The organism is Sporichthyaceae bacterium, from assembly GCA_036493475.1.
Lineage (GTDB): Bacteria > Actinomycetota > Actinomycetes > Sporichthyales > Sporichthyaceae > DASQPJ01.
Genome location: DASXPS010000118.1, coordinates 51,005 through 67,584, shown reverse-complemented (window position 1 = coordinate 67,584; position 16,580 = coordinate 51,005). Strand labels below are relative to the sequence as shown.

At 72.1% G+C, this 16,580-nt stretch carries 13 protein-coding genes; 4 read left to right on the top strand and 9 right to left on the bottom strand.

Annotation, left to right across the window (positions count from 1 at the left end; translation table 11 throughout):
* From VGJ14_12610 to VGJ14_12595, 4 genes are all read right to left on the bottom strand, one after another.
* A partial coding sequence (locus VGJ14_12610) for a hypothetical protein (GenBank protein ID HEY2833260.1) occupies positions 1–1,148 on the bottom strand: 1,148 nt, incomplete at its 3' end.
* 124 nt (positions 1,149–1,272) lie between these two features.
* Positions 1,273–3,144 (bottom strand): choice-of-anchor Q domain-containing protein, encoded by a 1,872-nt coding sequence (locus tag VGJ14_12605; protein ID HEY2833259.1) that lies wholly within the window; start codon positions 3,142–3,144, stop codon positions 1,273–1,275.
* An 83-nt stretch (positions 3,145–3,227) separates the two neighbouring features.
* Complete coding sequence (gene cobN, locus VGJ14_12600; protein ID HEY2833258.1) at positions 3,228–6,887, bottom strand: cobaltochelatase subunit CobN; 3,660 nt, start codon at positions 6,885–6,887, stop codon at positions 3,228–3,230.
* 119 nt (positions 6,888–7,006) lie between these two features.
* On the bottom strand, positions 7,007–8,188 hold the full coding sequence (locus VGJ14_12595; protein ID HEY2833257.1) for an alpha/beta hydrolase-fold protein: 1,182 nt from the start codon (positions 8,186–8,188) through the stop codon (positions 7,007–7,009).
* Between the two features lie 157 nt (positions 8,189–8,345).
* On the opposite strand from VGJ14_12595, the gene VGJ14_12590 reads away from it, so the two are divergent.
* From VGJ14_12590 to VGJ14_12575, 4 genes are all read left to right on the top strand, one after another.
* On the top strand, positions 8,346–9,329 hold the full coding sequence (locus VGJ14_12590; protein ID HEY2833256.1) for a precorrin-3B synthase: 984 nt from the start codon (positions 8,346–8,348) through the stop codon (positions 9,327–9,329).
* Entirely contained in the window at positions 9,326–9,955 is a 630-nt protein-coding gene (locus VGJ14_12585; GenBank protein ID HEY2833255.1) for a precorrin-8X methylmutase, read from the top strand. Before VGJ14_12590 ends, VGJ14_12585 begins: the two co-directional genes overlap by 4 nt.
* Positions 9,952–11,550 carry a precorrin-2 C(20)-methyltransferase gene (locus VGJ14_12580; GenBank protein HEY2833254.1) on the top strand — a complete coding sequence of 533 codons (1,599 nt, stop codon included), beginning with the start codon at positions 9,952–9,954 and terminating at the stop codon, positions 11,548–11,550. Before VGJ14_12585 ends, VGJ14_12580 begins: the two co-directional genes overlap by 4 nt.
* A gap of 114 nt (positions 11,551–11,664) precedes the next feature.
* Entirely contained in the window at positions 11,665–12,675 is a 1,011-nt protein-coding gene (locus tag VGJ14_12575) for an SDR family oxidoreductase (GenBank protein ID HEY2833253.1), read from the top strand.
* Here VGJ14_12575 and VGJ14_12570 read toward each other — a convergent pair.
* Genes VGJ14_12570 through cobF form a run of 5 tightly spaced genes read right to left on the bottom strand, consistent with a single transcriptional unit; the run spans position 12,672 to position 16,575 of the window.
* Positions 12,672–13,406 carry a cobalt-precorrin-6A reductase gene (locus VGJ14_12570; protein ID HEY2833252.1) on the bottom strand — a complete coding sequence of 245 codons (735 nt, stop codon included), beginning with the start codon at positions 13,404–13,406 and terminating at the stop codon, positions 12,672–12,674. The genes VGJ14_12575 and VGJ14_12570 overlap by 4 nt on opposite strands.
* Positions 13,403–14,143 carry a precorrin-4 C(11)-methyltransferase gene (cobM, locus tag VGJ14_12565; GenBank protein HEY2833251.1) on the bottom strand — a complete coding sequence of 247 codons (741 nt, stop codon included), beginning with the start codon at positions 14,141–14,143 and terminating at the stop codon, positions 13,403–13,405. The genes VGJ14_12570 and cobM overlap by 4 nt, the downstream gene beginning before the upstream one ends.
* Before the next feature lie 25 nt (positions 14,144–14,168).
* Positions 14,169–15,386, bottom strand: coding sequence for a precorrin-6y C5,15-methyltransferase (decarboxylating) subunit CbiE (cbiE, locus tag VGJ14_12560; GenBank protein HEY2833250.1), 1,218 nt, complete (start codon positions 15,384–15,386; stop codon positions 14,169–14,171).
* On the bottom strand, positions 15,383–15,772 hold the full coding sequence (locus tag VGJ14_12555; protein ID HEY2833249.1) for a TIGR03618 family F420-dependent PPOX class oxidoreductase: 390 nt from the start codon (positions 15,770–15,772) through the stop codon (positions 15,383–15,385). Before VGJ14_12555 ends, cbiE begins: the two co-directional genes overlap by 4 nt.
* 35 nt (positions 15,773–15,807) lie before the next feature.
* Positions 15,808–16,575: a precorrin-6A synthase (deacetylating) gene (gene cobF / locus VGJ14_12550; GenBank protein HEY2833248.1), complete on the bottom strand. Its 768-nt coding sequence runs from the start codon at positions 16,573–16,575 to the stop codon at positions 15,808–15,810.
* Positions 16,576–16,580 lie beyond the last annotated feature (5 nt).

The following is a 16,580-nucleotide window of genomic DNA, read 5'->3' as shown; positions in this document are numbered from 1 at the left end:
GCACCCGATCCGCCGGTCCCGCCCGCGCCGCCGGTGTTGTCGCTGATCGTGCTGTTGGTGACGGACAGCACCGCCGGGGCGGCGCTGCCGACCCCGGTGAGCAGGAGGCCATCGGCCTCGCCACCGGATCCCACCCCGCCGTCGGTGCCGGCTTGTGCGGCGCCCTGCGCCGCGTGCCCGGGCCCGCCCGTGCCGCCCCAGCCGCCCCGCATGCCCGCCACGGTGACCGCGTTGGTCGAGGCCACGTCGCCATTGGCCTGCACGCCCACCGCGCTGCCGCCGTCGCCGCCGGGCAGGCCTTGGTGATCGCCGTCGGACCAGGCACCACCGGCGCCGCCGCGACCGCCGGTGTTGTCGGTGAACTGGGACTGATTAACCGTCAGATCAGCGCCGGTCGGCAGACTGACCACGACCGAGCCCGCCAAACCGCCGGTACCGCCGGAGGTCGCGGTTGCCCCATCGGTGCCGGGTCCACCCGCGCCGCCGCGCAGCCCGGAGATCACCGTGTCGGTGATCGCGGTCGCGCCGCCGTGGGCGATGCCGATGACGTCGCCGCTCTGGCCGCCGGCCGCGGCGTCCCCCCCGATCAGCCCGGAGATGCGCACGTCGTCGACGGTGAGCTTCGCGGCGCTCAGGCTGAGGATGCCGTGCACCGTGGTGCCGTCAGCGCCGGCTGCCGCGGTGCCCGGCGCAGCCGGTGCGGGCCCGACGGACAGGTGGCTGACGGTCACCGGGAAGGACACGCTCTCGACGCGCAGGGCGTCGAGCTGCCCGGCTGCGGATGGACCGGGGGTGAGCAGTGTGGCGGTCATCCCCGAGGAGCCGTAGCCGGTGAAGGTGAGGGAGGATTCCGTGCCCGCCGAGATGGTGGCCGCGCCGAAGGTGCCGGGCCCGAGGTGAATGGTGACCGGGCGTCCGGCGTTCGCCGGGCCGGCCGCCAGATCAAGGGCCTGCTGCAACGGGCACGGCGCATCCGGCAGACATTGCTGGTTCCAGCTCTGCCCGCCCCGGCCGGGGGTGGCCACCCACAGGTCACCGGTGGCGGCCGCGCCGGCGGCGTCGGTGACCGCCAGCGTGCTGAGCAACAGCGTCGCGGCGCCAATGGCGATAAGGCCGCGTCGCCCGCCGGCCCGCCGCTGTTGGTTCACGTCGTCCCCCCTGCGGGCACGCCGTCGAGCCGAAATGGCGCACCGCCGCCACGCTAGGCGGCGCGGGGACCTGAGGAATCTGCCGCGTGGGTGAACCTGCGACGGTTGGCCCGTCCGGGTTCGTTCAGGACCCGCCGGGGATCACCCGGTGTGGTTCGAAGGCGCCGGCGGCGCAGTGGTCGGGCGCCGCGTGGCCGGGGCGCGGCATGCCGCGTTGGTCGGTGGCCTCGGTGCCTCCGCACAGTCCGCTGCTGACCGCGACCGCGCCCGCCGCCGGGCTGGTGCCGGGGATCGCCTGAGTGTGCGTGGGCCCGCCGTTGTCCGTCGGGGCGCCAACCCCGCCACCAACGCCGGGCACCCATTGGCTGCCCTGGCCCGCCCGTATGCAACTGCGGTCCGAGGCGATGTTCCATCCGCCGTCGGTGAGCGGGGCGTTTGCGAGCAGCACGCAGTTGGCGGCGCCGTTGTCCAACAATGAGGCGCTCATCGTGGTCCAGGCATTGCTGACGAAGCCCGCCGCGGTGGAGGAATTGGCACCGGGAATGCCGTCCACGCCGGGCGCCAGACCGTTGCCGGCCTTGCCCGCGGCGCCCCCGGTGGCACCCAGATTCCCCAACAGGGTCAGGTGCGTCACGGTGTTGCTGAGCATGCCGTTGCGGCTCACCAGCGGCATCAGTCCGGCCCCGGCGCCCGCCGCGCCGCCGTCGCCGCCATCGCCGCCGCGGCCGGTTCGGCCGGTGCCGCCCGCGCCACCGGCGCCGCCCGCGCCGGGACGGTTATCGCTGATCGTGCTGTCGCTGACCGCGGTGCTGGCCAGACCGTCCTGGGTGTTGGACAGCAGGCCCATGGCCGAACCGCCCTGACCGCCGACGCCGCCGGCCCCGGCATTGCCGGTGGCGTCCCCGCCGTGCCCACCGGCACCGCCCGGCCCGCCATGGTGCCCGCTCAGCGTGCTGTCCGCGACCACCAACTTCGGGCCGACGTAGACCAGGCCGACACCGTCGCCACCCTGGCCGCCGTTCGCGCCGTCCACCCCGCGGGGCCCGCGCAGGCCCGCGCCGCCCGCGCCGCCGACGTTGTCACTGAATTCCGAGGCGATCACCGTGACCGGGTGGTCGGAAGGGCCGGGTTCGACCGCGGCGGAGTACGCGTTACCGCCGTCGCCGCTGTTCGCGCCGTCCCCGCCGACGAGATGGGAGATGGTGCTGCTGGTGACGGTCAGCGCCGAGTCGGTGCTCACCCCGGTGGCCCCGCCGCCATTGCCACCACCGCTCGTTCCGACGCCGGCCCCGCCACCGTGCAGCGCGGTGATCACCGTGTTGCGCAGCGCGGTGGGCCCGTTGGTGCGGTCGATGCCGTACACGGAGCCGCCCTCGCCGCCGGCCATCGTGGCGGCCGTGGCCGCTGCGCCGTGCCCGCCGGTCAATCCATCGATGCGCACATCGGCCAGGGTGAGCAGACCGGGACCGGCATCGGCGATGCCGGTGGCGAATCCACCCGTACCGCCGGGGGAGTCCGCGGCCGGGGCGTCACCGGAGATGCTCAACGAACTGACGTTGACCAGACCGGTGAACTCGTGGCCGATGGACAGTCCGACGACGTCACCGGAGGTGGCCGGGGGCATCGTCAGCACGGTCTGCGTGGGGCCGGCACCGGTGATGGTCAGCGAGGTCGGGGTGCCCGAGGCGATGTGGTCGGTGACCGAGTTCGGCACGTAGCGGCCGGGCCCCACGGTGATGACGACGTTCCGACCGGTGGACCGGCTGCCGGCCGCCGCCTGCAACGCGTGCCGCAGCGTCCGACAGGGTCGGCCGGACAGCGTGCAGTCGTTCGGGCCGTCGAAGCCGTCCGCGGTCACGTACAGGGTGAGCGGATTCGCCGCGTTCGCGGTGGAGATCACGCCGGGCAGCACCAGGAAGCCGGCGCCGATCGCGGCGGCCACGGCGGCGACCAGTGGCGCGCGGCGCGGCAGACGTCCACGTCGATGCTTGCCCATGAGTGTGCTGACGCGGAATCCGCCACGCCGGTGCCGTGCCGCGCGCGGGTTGCGCCGGTCGGGTGAGGAAGTTGTGACCGATGTCAGGTGCCGGCCTCCAGATCTCCCTCCGTCTCGAGGAAAACCTGACGCAGCGCGTCGAGGCTCTCCGGCTCCGGGTGCTCCCACATGCCGCGTTCGGCGGCCTCCAGCAACCGTTCGGTGATGCCGTGCAGCGCCCACGGGTTGGACTCGGTGAAGAACTTGCGCTGCTCCGGATCGCGCACGTAGGTCGCGGTGAGTTGCTCGTACATCCAGTCCGCGACGACACCGGCGGTCGCGTCATAGCCGAACAGGTAGTCCACGGTGGCGGCGAGTTCGAAGGCCCCCTTGTAGCCGTGTTTGCGCATCGCGGCCAGCCAGCGTGGGTTGACCACCCGGGCGCGGAAGATACGTGCGGTCTCCTCCGACAGCGTGCGGGTGCGCACCGCGGTGGGATTGGTGGAGTCACCGACGTAGGCGGCCGGGTCTTTCCCGGTCAGCGCCCGCACCGTCGCGATCATGCCTCCGTGATACTGGAAATAGTCGTCGCTATCGGCAATGTCGTGCTCACGGGTATCGGTGTTCTTGGCAGCTACGGCAATGCGCCGGTATGCCTGCTCCATGTCCGTTCGTGCGGGCACCCCGTCCAGGTCGCGGCCGTAGGCGTAGCCGCCCCAGATCGCATAGACCTCGGCGAGGTCGGCGTCGGTGCGCCAGTTGCCGGAGTCGATCAGCGGGAGCAGGCCCGCCCCGTAGGCGCCCGGCTTGGAACCGAACACCCGCACGGTGGCGCGTCGGACGTCGCCGTGCTGCTCGAGATCGGTCTCTACGTGCGCGCGGACGTAGTTGAGCGCCGGGTCCTCGTCCAGGCCGGCGACCAGCGCGACGGCGTCGTCGAGCAACGCGACCACGTGCGGGAAGGCGTCCCGGAAGAACCCAGAGATGCGCACGGTGACGTCGATGCGCGGACGGCCGAGTTCCGCCGACTCGATCACCTCCAGATTCACCACCCGACGCGAGGCCTCGTCCCACACAGGGCGCACCCCGAGCAGCGCCAGCACCTCACCGATGTCGTCGCCGGACGTGCGCATGGCGCTGGTGCCCCACACCGACAGCCCCACCGAGCGCGGCCATTCGCCGTGCTCGGCCCGGTAGCGCTCCAGCAGTGAGTCGGCCATCGCCGCGCCGGTGGCGTAGGCCAGCCGCGACGGCACCGCCTTCGGATCCACCGAATAGAAGTTGCGCCCGGTGGGCAGCACGTTGATCAGCCCACGCAGCGGCGACCCCGACGGCCCGGCGGGCACGTACCCGCCCGCCAATGCGTGCAACACATGCCCGATCTCGTCCCCGGTCCGCTCCAGCCGCGGCACGATCTCCGTCGCCGCGAACCGCAGTACCGCGCTGATGTCATCCTCGTTGACCACTGACGGGGCGTTTCGGTGGTCGAGGAGGATGACGTCAGCGACGATTTCGTCCACTTTGTCGGGGTTCCAGGCATGGGACTCCATGGCGGAGACGAGGGTGCGGGCGAGGGCTTCGGTGCGGTCGGTGTCCTCGCGGGAGGCGGTGCCGTCCTCGGCGAGGCCGAGGGCTTCGCGCAGGCCGGGGAGGGCGGAGACGTGGCCGCCCCACATCTGACGGGCCCTCAGCATGGCGAGGACGAGGTCGATGCGCCCTTCGCCGACGGGGACCCGGCCCAGGGTGTGCAGGCCGTCGCGGATCTGCACGTCCTTGATCTCGCACAGCCAGCCGTCGACGTGCAGGATCAACTCGTCGAACTCCGCGTCGTGCGGGCGATCGTCCAGGCCCAGGTCGTGGTCGAGTTTGGCGGCCTGGATCAGGGTCCAGATCTGGGCGCGGATGGCGGGCAGCTTGGCCGGGTCCATCGCGGCGATCTGCGCGTGCTCGTCGAGCAGCTGCTCGAGGCGGGTGATGTCGCCGTAGCTCTCCGCGCGGGCCATCGGCGGCACCAGGTGGTCCACCAGCGTGGCGTGCGCGCGGCGTTTGGCTTGGGTGCCCTCGCCGGGGTCGTTGACCAGGAACGGATAGATCAGCGGCAGATCGCCGATCGCGGCGTCGGTGGCGCACGCCGCGGACATGCCCGCCGCCTTGCCCGGCAGCCACTCCAGGTTGCCGTGCTTGCCGACGTGGATCATCGCGTGCGCCCCGAAACAACCGGGCCCGGTGCTGCCCAGCCAGCGGTAGGCCGCCAGGTAGTGGTGCGACGGCGGCAGGTCGGGGTCGTGATAGATCGCCACCGGGTTCTCCCCGAAACCCCGGGGCGGCTGCACCATCAGTGCCACATTGCCCGCGGTGATCGCGGCCAGCACGATCTCCCCATCGGGGTCCACCGAGTGGTCCACGAACAATTCACCCGGCGCCGGACCCCAGTGCTCCTCGACGGCGTCCCGCAACGCAGCGGGCAGTATGTCGAACCAGGCCCGATACCCGCCGGAGGACATCCGCACCGGATTGGCCGTCAGCTGAGTCTCCGTCAGCCAATTCGGGTCCTGCCCGCCGGCCGCGATCAACCCGTGCATGAGGGCATCGCCGTCCCGGGCCGCGACGCCGGGCAGGCCCCGGGAGTCCAACGGGCCGATGTTGTAACCCGCGGCGTGCAGCGCATGCAGCAGATCGATTACGCTGGCCGGGGTGTCCAGGCCCACCGCGTTGCCGATCCGGGAGTGCTTGGTCGGGTACGCGGACAGCATGATGGCCAGTTTCTTGTTCGCCGGCGCCACGTGCCGCAGCCGTGCGTGCGCCACCGCAATGCCCGCCACCCGGGCGCATCGCTCGGGATCCGCGGCGTACACAGTCAACCCGTCCGCGTCGATCTCCTTGAACGAGAACGGCACGGTGATCAGCCGGCCGTCGAACTCCGGCACCGCGATCTGGGTGGCGGTGTCCAGTGGCGACAGCCCCTCGTCGGCGGCCAGCCAGGCGGCCCGCGACCAGGTCAGGCACAGGCCCTGAAGGATCGGCACGTCCAACGCGGCCAACGCGGCCACGTCCCAGGATTCGTCCTCCTCACCGGCGCTCGCCGTGGCCGGCCGGGTCCCGCCCGCCGCGAGCACGGTCACCACCAGCGCATCGACCTCGGCCAACCGGGCCAGCATGGCCGGCTCCGGGGTGCGCAACGATGCGCAGTACACCGGCATCGGGCGGGCGCCCGCGCCCTCGATCGCCCCGCACAACGCCTCGACGAACGCGGTGTTCCCGGCCACGTGATGGGCGCGGTAGTACAGCACCGCCACCCGCGGGGCGTTCTCCGGCAGCTCTCGCGATGGCACCCGGGACAACTCGCCCCAGACCGGCAATGCCTGCGGCGGGGAGAATCCGTGACCGGTCAGCAGCACGGTGTCGGACAGGAACCGGTGCAGCTCGGCGAGGTTGGTCGCGCCGCCGTGCGCCAGGTACGCGTGCGCCTGCGCGGCCACCCCGGCGGGCACCGTCGAGGCGGCCATCAGGTCCGCGTCGGGGGCCTGCTCGCCGCCCAGCACCACCAAGGGCCGCCCGGACGCGCGTAACGCGTCGATGCCGTCCGACCAGTCCCGATAGCCGCCGAGGTAGCGCAGCACCACCAGATCGACTCCGTCCAGCAACGGCCGCAGGTCGTCGGGGGTGAGCCGGGCCGGGTTGGCCAACCGCCAGCCGGCACCGGAGGAGCGCGCGGAGAGCAGATCGGTGTCGGAGGTGGACAAGAGCAGGTGCAGGCCGGTCACGGGCGGGGCTCCTCGGGTAGGCCCGGCCATGGTGTCAGCTCACCGGCGTGCCTCGCTGCACTCGTGCGGCTCGGGGACCACGTTGCCACTGTGCCTATTGATGAGCTCGCTGCGCTCGCTCACTGCGCGGCGGCCGCCTGCAGGCGTTGGTCCATCCAGGTCAGCAGTCGGGGGAACTCAGCGGTCCAGGTGGGGAAGTTGTGCCCGCCGTGCGGCAGCACGATTTCGGTGGCGGACATCGGGGCGTGCACCAGGGCCAGGAAGGACTGCGCGGCCGCATACCCGTCGTCGTAGCGCTCGTCGTGCGAGGTGGCGATCATCACCGAGGTGTCCGGCGCGGGCAGATGGTCCAGGCGCCAGTCCAGGTCGTTCCGCTCGCGGTCGGCGACCGGGTAGGGCCCGAACAGGTTGCCGCTGTTGGCCTGCGGGATCGCGTGGTAGTACCCGGACATCGAGGCGCCGGCGGTGAACTCGTGGGGGCGCATCATGGCCAATTTCAGCGCGCAGTAACCCCCGGTCGAGTAGCCCATTGCGCCCAGCGCTGCGGGGTGCAGATGCAGAATCGTGGCGGCCGTGTTCGGCAGGTCGGTGGCCAGGTAGTTGAAGGTGCGTGGCCCGTTGGGCACGTCCACGCATTCGGTGTCCCGCGGGAACGGCTCCACCGGACGGGTGATCAGCAACACCATGGGGTGCACGGTGCCCGCGTTGACATCGTCGAGCAGCACCTGCGGGGCGTGCAGCTTGTCCACCACGGTGTGCGGGGTGCCGGGGTAGCCGGTGAGTACCTCCACCATCGGCAGCCGGGACGCCGCCGGGCCGCCCGCGAACCACTGCGGCGGCAGATAGGCCAGCACGTCCTGGGCCGGTCCGCCGACGTCGCCGGGGACCGGCAGGCTGACCACGGCGCCACGGTCGGCCCACTGCGCCCGCGGCGCCCAGTTCGTCGGGTGCAGGCTTTCCGCCAGCGTGGTGGCCGAGGTGGCGTCCAACGCGTCCGGGTCCGTGGTGGCCGCGGCCCGATCGTGCCGGGTCGAACCGGGGTTCGGCGTGGCCGGGCGTCCACCGAAAGTGATGGTCGGGGTATCCGCCCCCACGTGGACGCTGCCGACCAGGTCGCGCCATTTGGGATAGAAGTCGCCGTAGTCATTGGCCAGAGCGGCGGTCAGGGCTACCGCGGCCAGTTGTGCGCCGACGATAGTGAGCAGCGGCCGGGCGCCCGGCCGATGGCGCAGGGTCAGTACCGGGACGACGAGGGTGAGCGCGACGAGCACGATCAGCAGCGGGAAGCCGGTCAGCGACACGTCGCGAATGTAACCGTCCCCCGCTGATCAGAACCGATCTGACTGGACCTCAGGTCGTGAGTCAGGGTCCAGGCGCACCAACTGGTTAGCGCGATCCCAGCCGGCGGTAAACCGGGACCCTGCCGAGGCCCTGACGTCGTGTTCGTAGGATCACGGGGTGCCTGCCGCTTCCCCCACGCGCCGCCCCGGACCGGATGCCTGCCCGGGTGTGCTGTCGGTGTGGGCGGCGGCCGACGGTGGCCTGGCGCGGGTGCGACTGCCCGGTGGTCGGGTGGACGCCGCGGCCGCCCGGGTGCTCGCCGACGCCGCTGCGGACCTGGGCTCCGGCGTGCTGGAATTCACTGTCCGCGGCAACATCCAGATCCGTGGGTTGCCCACCAACGCCGAGGCCGACCTGGCGGCGCGGTTGCGGGTGGCCGGCTTGTTGCCCAGCGACCGGCACGACCGGGTGCGCAATATTCTCGCTTCGCCGCTGAGCGGATTGCTCGATCCACATCGACCGGATGTCGGGCCGCTGCTGGCCGCGCTGGACGCGGCCCTGATCGATGACGATGCCCTCGGCGCGCTGCCGGGCCGCTTCCTGTTCTGCCTGGACGACGGCGGCGGGGATGTGGCGGCCCTGGGTGGCGACGTGACCCTGCTGGCCGGCGCCGACCGCTGGTCGCTGTTGTTGGCCGGGGTGGACGTGTGCATCGCGGTAGCGGACCTCGCCGCGGCCGCAGTGGCGGTCGCGGCGGCCGGCGCCTTCCTCGACGAACGTGCCGCGCAGCACTCGTCCGCCTGGCGGTTGGCCGAACTCGGCGGGGGCCCCGCTCGGGTCGCTGCCCGACTGCGGGCCGCGGGTGCGGCGCCGGGGGAGTCGGCGGCGCCCATCGAGGTGCCGACCCGTCCGCGGCCGACCGCACTCGGACCGACGCGCCAGCATGATGGCCGCATCGCGCTGACGGTGGCCGCGCCGGGCGGACAACTGTCCGCGGCGGCACTGCACGCGCTGGCCGCCGCGGCGACGGTCAGCGGCCTGCGCATCACCCCGTGGCGCAGCGTGGTGCTGCCCGACCTCAAACCCGCGGACGTGCAGGGTGTGCTGGCCATGTTGCGCCGGCACGACCTGCATACCGATCCGGATCGGGTGTTGGCATGAGTCATGAATTGGACTACGTCCGCGACGGGGCGGAGATCTACCGTCGGTCGTTCGCCACCATCCGCGCCGAGGCTGCGCTCGACGGACTGCCCGGCGACGTGGCCCGGGTGGCCGTACGCATGATCCACTCCTGCGGCATGGTCGATCTGGTCGAGGATCTGAGCTTCAGTCAGGACGTGGTCGCCCGCGCCCGGGGCGCGTTGCTGGCCGGCGCGCCGATCCTGTGCGACGCGCAGATGGTGGCCGCCGGCATCACCCGCCGTCGGCTACCCGCGGACAACCCGATCCGCTGCATGCTCAACGATTCCGAGGTACCCGCGCTTGCCGAGCAACTCGGCACCACCCGCTCCGCTGCCGCCGTGGATCTGTGGCTGCCGCACCTGGCGGGCGCCGTGGTGGCCGTGGGCAACGCGCCCACCGCGCTGTTCCGCCTGCTCGAACTACTCGCCGATGGCGCCCCGGCGCCGGCGGCGGTCCTCGGTTTACCGGTGGGCTTCATCGGTGCCGCCGAGTCCAAGGCGGCCCTGGTCGCCTCCGGCCTGCCGCATCTGGTGGTGCGCGGGCGGCGCGGCGGGTCGGCAATGGCCGTGGCCGCCGTCAACGCGATCGCGAGTGAGGATGAATGACCGAGCGCAGCGAGGTGATCCCAACGTCCGGCTCTGACGGCTTTCTTGCGCCACCAGAGCCGGACGTTGTGCTGCACACCAGCGGAACGCTCTACGGGGTTGGACTGGGCCCCGGCGACCCGGAACTGGTCACGGTCAAGGCCGCGCGTCTGCTGGCCGCCGCTGAGGTGGTCGCCTACCACGCGGCACGGCACGGCAACAGCGTCGCGATGTCCATTGCCCGTGGCTACCTGAGTGGTCATCAGGTCGAGGAGCCGCTGCACTACCCGGTGACCGTGGAAACCACCGATCACCCCGGTGGCTATCGCGGCGCGCTCGAGGAGTTCTACGACCACGCGGCCGCTCGACTGGCCGCGCACCTCGATGCCGATCGTGACGTGGTGGTGCTCTGCGAGGGTGACCCCTTCTTCTATGGCTCGTTCATGCACCTGCACAAACGATTGGTCGGGCGGTATGACGTCGAGGTGGTGCCCGGGGTGACCTCGGTGGCCGGGGCCGCCGCGGAACTCGGTACGCCACTGGTGGAGGGCGAGGAGGTCCTCACCGTGCTGCCCGGCACGTTGGCCCCGGATGTCCTCGCCCGCCGATTGACGGACACCGACTCCGCGGCGATTCTGAAGCTCGGCCGCACGTTCAGCGGGGTGCGCGACGCGCTGGCCGTCGCGGGCCGACTGGACGAGGCCTGGTACGTGGAGCGGGCCACCACCGATCGACAACGAGTCGCGCCGCTGAGCGAGGTGGACCCCGCCACGGTGCCGTACTTCTCCGTCGCCCTGCTGCCCAGCCGGGTGCACGCGGAAACCAAGGCCGCGCTGGCCACGCCGGAGGAACACAGCGCCACCGCGCGCGGCGAGGTGGTGGTCGTCGGACTGGGCCCGGCCGGTCGGGAGTGGCTCACCCCCCAGGCGCAGGCGGCGTTGGCCGCCGCGCAGCATCTGGTCGGCTACGGCCCGTACCTGGACCGGGTGCCGCCCAACCCGCGTCAGGTCCGGCACTCCTCGGACAATCGGGTGGAGGCCGAGCGCGCGGAGTTCGCCCTGGAACTCGCCCGGCGTGGCAGGCGGGTGGCCGTGGTGTCCTCCGGTGACCCGGGGGTGTTCGCCATGGCGGCCGCGGTGCTGGAGGTGGCCGCCGAGGAGCGCTGGAAGGACGTGCCGGTGCGCGTGCTGCCGGGCGTTACCGCGGCATCCGCGGTGGCCAGCCGGATCGGCGCCCCGCTGGGTCATGACTTCTGTGTGCTGTCCCTGTCCGATCGGCTCAAGCCCTGGGCGGTCATCGAGGCCCGGTTGGCCGCCGTCGCTGCCGCCGACCTGGTGCTGGCCATTTACAACCCGGCCTCGAAGACGCGCACCTGGCAGTTGGACAAAGCTCGCGAGATCCTGCTCGGCCACCGCAGCGCCGCCACCCCCGTGGTGATCGGTCGCGATGTTGGCGGACCCGCGGAGAGCGTGCGGGTGACGACGTTGGGGGATCTCGACACCGCTCTGGTGGACATGCGCTGCCTGGTGATCGTGGGGTCGAACTTTACTCGTGTGGTTACTCGCGGTGATGGGCTTCTCACAGTTTTCACTCCACGTCACTACCGAAACGGCTGAAGGCGTGCCAGCCTGGGGCAAGCTGCGGACAACGGCGTTCGCCAGCGATCACTCGATCTTGCTGTCACTCTGGATGTTCAGAACGCATACGGTCAGGAATGGAGCCGTCCCCCGATGAGTTCGCCGATCCTGGTCACCGGTGCGACGGGGACTCTCGGCCGGTTGCTGGTGCGCGAGCTGTTGGCGCACGGTCGCGAGGTGCGGGCGTTCAGCCGCAAGCCGCGTCCCGGCGTACCCGAGGGCACGCCCGCCCAGCCCGGCGAGGCGGAGTGGTTCGTCGGTGACCTGCACACCGGTATCGGACTGGCCGCTGCGTTGGACGGGGTCACCACCGTCGCGCACTGCGCGACCTCCGCTCGCGGCGAGGCGCAGATGGGCGCCCAGTTGATGATCGCGGCGGCCCGCGCCGGTCGGCCACACATTGTGTTCCCGTCCGTGGTCGGCGCGGAGACCATCCGCAGCCGCTACTACCGGGACAAGCGCGCCATCGAGCGGTTGCTGGAGGACGGCGACCTGCCCTGGACCGTGCTGCGCACCACGCACTTCCACGAGTTCATCGACGCCGGCCTGCACATGCAGTCCCGGTTCCCGGTGATGCTGCTGGCCAAGAACGAGAAGTTCCAGCCGGTCGCGGCCGACGAGGTGGCCTACCGACTGGTGGACCTGTGCAGCGGTCTGCAGGGTCACCACATGCCGTTGTTCGGCGGCCCGGAGATTCTCACCACCACCGAACTGGCCACCGCGTGGTTGTACGAGCACAAGCGCAGCCGCAAACTGCTGGTGGTGAACAAGCGCGGCGGCGAGCACGACGGGTGGCGGGCCGGCGCGCATTTGACCCCGGATCGTGCGGTCGGCGACCAGACTTTCGCGGAGTACTTGATCGCGCAGCGGGAGACCCGCATCGCCGAGGACGCCTCGCTGAAGGCGGACAAGGCGGCTGCGCGTGAGGTGGCCAAGCACGCAAACGCCGAGGCGAAGGCGGCCGATCGTGCGGCCAAGGACGCCGAACGGTCGGCCAGGGACGCCGAGCGCGATGCCCGCGCTGCCGAGCGGGACGCCGCCAAGGAGCAGCAGCGCAACGCCGGCCCCGGCCCGACCGGCGGCCCGGCTCCCAAAGCCGGTTAGCGCGCCAGTACCCAGGCCAGTGCGGCCTGCGGGTCGGCCACGGCCGCCACGTTCGGGTCGGGCAACGGCGGACGATCCACCATCACCACCGGCACGCCCAGTTCGCGGGCAGCGGTGAGTTTCGCACTGGTCATCTCCCCACCGCTGTCCTTGGTCACCAGGACCCGAATGCCGTGCTCGGCCAACAGCGCCCGCTCGCCTGCCGGCCGGTAGGGACCGCGGGAGCACACCAGCACGGCGTCGGCGGGCAGCGGCGGGTCCGGCGGATCGACGGTACGGATCACGAATCGGTGCGGCAGGTTCGCGAAGTGGGCCAGCCCGCCGCGGCCGGTGGTGAGGAACACCGGGCCATCTCGCTCCATCAGCGCGGCCGCGGCGGCCGGCACGTCGGCCACCCGGGTCCAATCATCGCCCGGTTCCGCCTGCCAGCCCGGCCGGCGCAGCACCAGCAGCGGCGTGCCCACCAACCGCGTGGCGACCACCGCCGACGCGCTGATCCGCGCCGCAAACGGATGGGTGGCGTCCACCACCGCCGTCACGCTCTCGGCGCGCATCCAGGCCGCCAATCCGTCCGGTCCGCCGAACCCGCCCAACCGCACCTCGCCCGCGGGCAGCAACGGGTCGGATACGCGGCCCGCCAGCGAACTGACGACCCGTCGGTTACTGCCGATGATTACGGCCGCGGCCAGCGTCCGGGCCTCCCCGGTACCGCCGAGGATCAGCAGGGTCATCGCGGACGCTGCGGGCTGTACAGATGGCTGTCGCAGAACTGATCAGCTGTCAGCACGCTGCCCACGATGATCACTGTGCTGCGCACCAGTGCGGCTGCCTGCACCTGCTCGGCGATGTCGGCGAGGGTGCCGCGCAGGATCACCTCGTCGGGCCGGCTGGCCCGAGCCACCACTGCCACCGGGGTTGTCGGACCGTAATGCGGCAGCAGCGCCGCCACCACCTCCTCGATGCGCTGCACCGCGAGGTGCAGCACCAGGGTGGCGCCCAACGCGCCCAGCGAGGACAGGTCCTCGCCGTCGGGCATCGGGGTGGACGAGGAGGAGATGCGGCTGAGCACCAGGGTCTGACCGACGCCGGGCACGGTCAGTTCGCGCCCCAGGGTGGCCGCCGCCGCGGCGTACGCGGGCACTCCGGGGGTCACGTCGTAGGGCACGCCCGCCGCCTGGAGTCGGCGCATCTGTTCGGCCATCGCGGAGAACACCGACGGGTCCCCGGAGTGCAGCCGGGCCACGTCCGACCCGGAGCGATGCGCGTTCACCAACACCTCGGTGATCGCATCCAGGTCCAGCCGCGAGGAGTCCACCAGTCGGGCGCCCGGCGGGCACCAGGCCAGGAGTTCGGCCGAGACCAGGCTGCCCGCGTACACGCACACCGGGCAGGACTTGATCAGAGTGCGGCCGCGCAGCGTTATCAGGTCCGCCGCCCCCGGACCGGCCCCGATGAAGTGAACGGTCACGGCTCGCTCCGCTCGCGGTGCACCGTCACTTGGTCACCGTCCACTGGGTTACCGGATGCGCGGCATGCCACCCGGTGAACCGACCCAGCGGCACCGCGTGGGAGATCTCCAGCCGCACCAGATCGCCGCCCAGCTGCGCACACCGGGCCACCAGCGCCGCCTCGGTCTGCAGGGTCACCGCGTTCGCCACCAGTCGGCCGCCGGGCGACAGCGCCGCCCAACACACGTCCAGCACGGCCGGGTTCGACCCGCCGCCGCCGACGAACACCGCGTCCGGCGCGGGCAACCCGGCCAGCGCCGCCGGCGCCGCGCCCTGCACCACCTGCAGGTCGGGTACCCCGAGTGCGAGGGCGTTGGTCGCGATCCGCGCGGCCCGGTCCGCGCGGCGTTCCACCGCGATCGCCCGGGCGCCCCGGGCGGCGCGCATCCACTCGATGCTCACGCTGCCGGACCCGCCACCGATATCCCAGAGCAGTTCCCCCGGCCGGGGCGCCAGCCGGGCCAGACTCACCGCGCGGATCTCCCGCTTGGTGATCTGCCCGTCGTGTTCGAAGGCGTCGTCCGGTAGGCCCGGCGTGCGGCCCAACGGCCGGGTGCCGGGGTCGGGCACCGCGCAGATCGCGACGATGTTCAGGGGATCGAACGGTGTCATCGCCGGCGCGCCGGCCAGGTCGGCGGCCCGGTGTTCGGTGCGCCGCTCACCCGGTCCGCCCAGCTGCTCCAGCACCGTCAACGCGCTGGCGCCGTACCCGGCCGCGACGAGGGTGGCGGCCACCGCGGCCGGGGTTTCCGCGCCCGGGCTGAGCAGTAGCAGCCGCTGACCGGGCGTCAGCCAGCCGACCAGCCGGGCCACCGGGCGCCCCACCGCGCTGAGGATCCGGGTGCCCTCGACCGGCCAACCCAGCCGGGCACACGCCAACGACATCGACGAGGGTTGCGGGATCACCGTCACCGCGTCCGGCCCGAGCAGGCGGACCAGCGTCGCGCCGATCCCGTAGTGCATGGGGTCCCCGCTGGCCACCACGCATACCCGCCGCCCTGCCAGCCCGGCAAACAGGTCGGGGAGATTCGGGGTGAGGGGGCTCGGCCAGAACCTGCGCTCGCCCGGCAGGCCCGACGGCAGGTAATCCAGGTGACGTTCGGCACCGAGCAACACCTCGGCCGAACCGACCAGCGCCCGGGTGGCGGGGGACAGGCCCTCCCAACCGTCCGCGCCGATGCCCACCACGCTGACCGCCGTCATGCGTTGCCCAGCATGCGATCCAACCGAATGAGGATCACCACCCGCTCCGGGTTCGGCCGCGGCTGCCGGTAGCGCAGGGCGTACCGACGCTCCGCTTCGGCGACCTCCGTCGGGTCGGCGGACACCGTGGCCGTGCCCTCGGCGGTGGCCCACCGGCGGCCGTCCACCTGGCACACCGCGACCGGCGCCCCGGCCGCGCCCACCGCAGCGATCTGACGGGCCTTCAGAGAGGTGCCCGAGGTGATCACCCGGACCAGGCCGGCCGCGGCATCCAGGGTGGCACCGACCGGCACTACGTGCGGACGGCCGTCCGGACCGATGGTGGTCAGCGTGCACAGGTGCCGCTCGGTCCAGAAACCGAGCACGTCGGGCGCGGTCGGGTCCAACGTGTGCGACCTCCTGCGACGGCGTGCCTCGAGCGTCATCCTCCGGCCTGCGGCCGGCGGTGCAGCAGATAACTGTCCATGATCCAGCCCTTGCGCTCGCGGGCGGCTGCGCGGGCGGCCAGAATCTGCGCCTTGCACTCCTGCAGGTCCCCGGACACCAACAGTTGATCCGGCATGCCCAGATAGGCGCCCCAGTAAATGTCCAGGTCGGTGTCCGGCAACTGGGTAAACGCGCACCCGCCGTCCAGCATCACCAGCACATCGTCCAGGCCCTCGGGCAGCCCGGCCGCCAACCGACGGCCGGGGATCACGTGCACCGCAGCGCCCACGCCGGTGAACGTCACTCGGTGCGCGGCGGCCAACGTCTGCAGGCTGGTGATGCCGGGCACCACCTCCACCGTGCACTCCACCCGGCCCAACTCACGGACCCGGTCCAGCACCCGCAGCGTGCTGTCGTAGAGCGCCGGGTCACCCCAGACCAGGATGCCGACCCGTTCCTGCGGGCCGACCTGCGTGCTCAACGCCTCGGCGAAGGCCGCCGCCCGCAGGTCGTACCAATTCTTCACCGCGCCCGGGTAGTCGGCCGCCGCGCGGTCGCGTCGTTGTTCGGGCACACCTACCAGTCGGTAGGGCCGCCGGATGTGGGTGCGGCAGATCGACTCGCGCAACTCCACCAGTTCCCCGGTGGCCTCGCCCTTGTCCACCACCAGGACCACGTCGAGATCGGCCAGTACCCGGACCGCCTGCAGGGTGAGTTGCTCGGGGTCCCCGGAGCCGATGCCGATCACATGGACGCTGCGCACCGCCC

Coding starts and splice junctions, on each gene's coding strand:
- VGJ14_12605 (HEY2833259.1), bottom strand. CDS start 3,144: ATGGGCAAGCATCGACGTGGACGTCTGCCGCGCCGCGCGCCACTGGTC.
- VGJ14_12585 (HEY2833255.1), top strand. CDS start 9,326: ATGAGTCATGAATTGGACTACGTCCGCGACGGGGCGGAGATCTACCGT.
- VGJ14_12580 (HEY2833254.1), top strand. CDS start 9,952: ATGACCGAGCGCAGCGAGGTGATCCCAACGTCCGGCTCTGACGGCTTT.
- VGJ14_12575 (HEY2833253.1), top strand. CDS start 11,665: ATGAGTTCGCCGATCCTGGTCACCGGTGCGACGGGGACTCTCGGCCGG.
- VGJ14_12570 (HEY2833252.1), bottom strand. CDS start 13,406: ATGACCCTGCTGATCCTCGGCGGTACCGGGGAGGCCCGGACGCTGGCC.
- cbiE (HEY2833250.1), bottom strand. CDS start 15,386: ATGACGGCGGTCAGCGTGGTGGGCATCGGCGCGGACGGTTGGGAGGGC.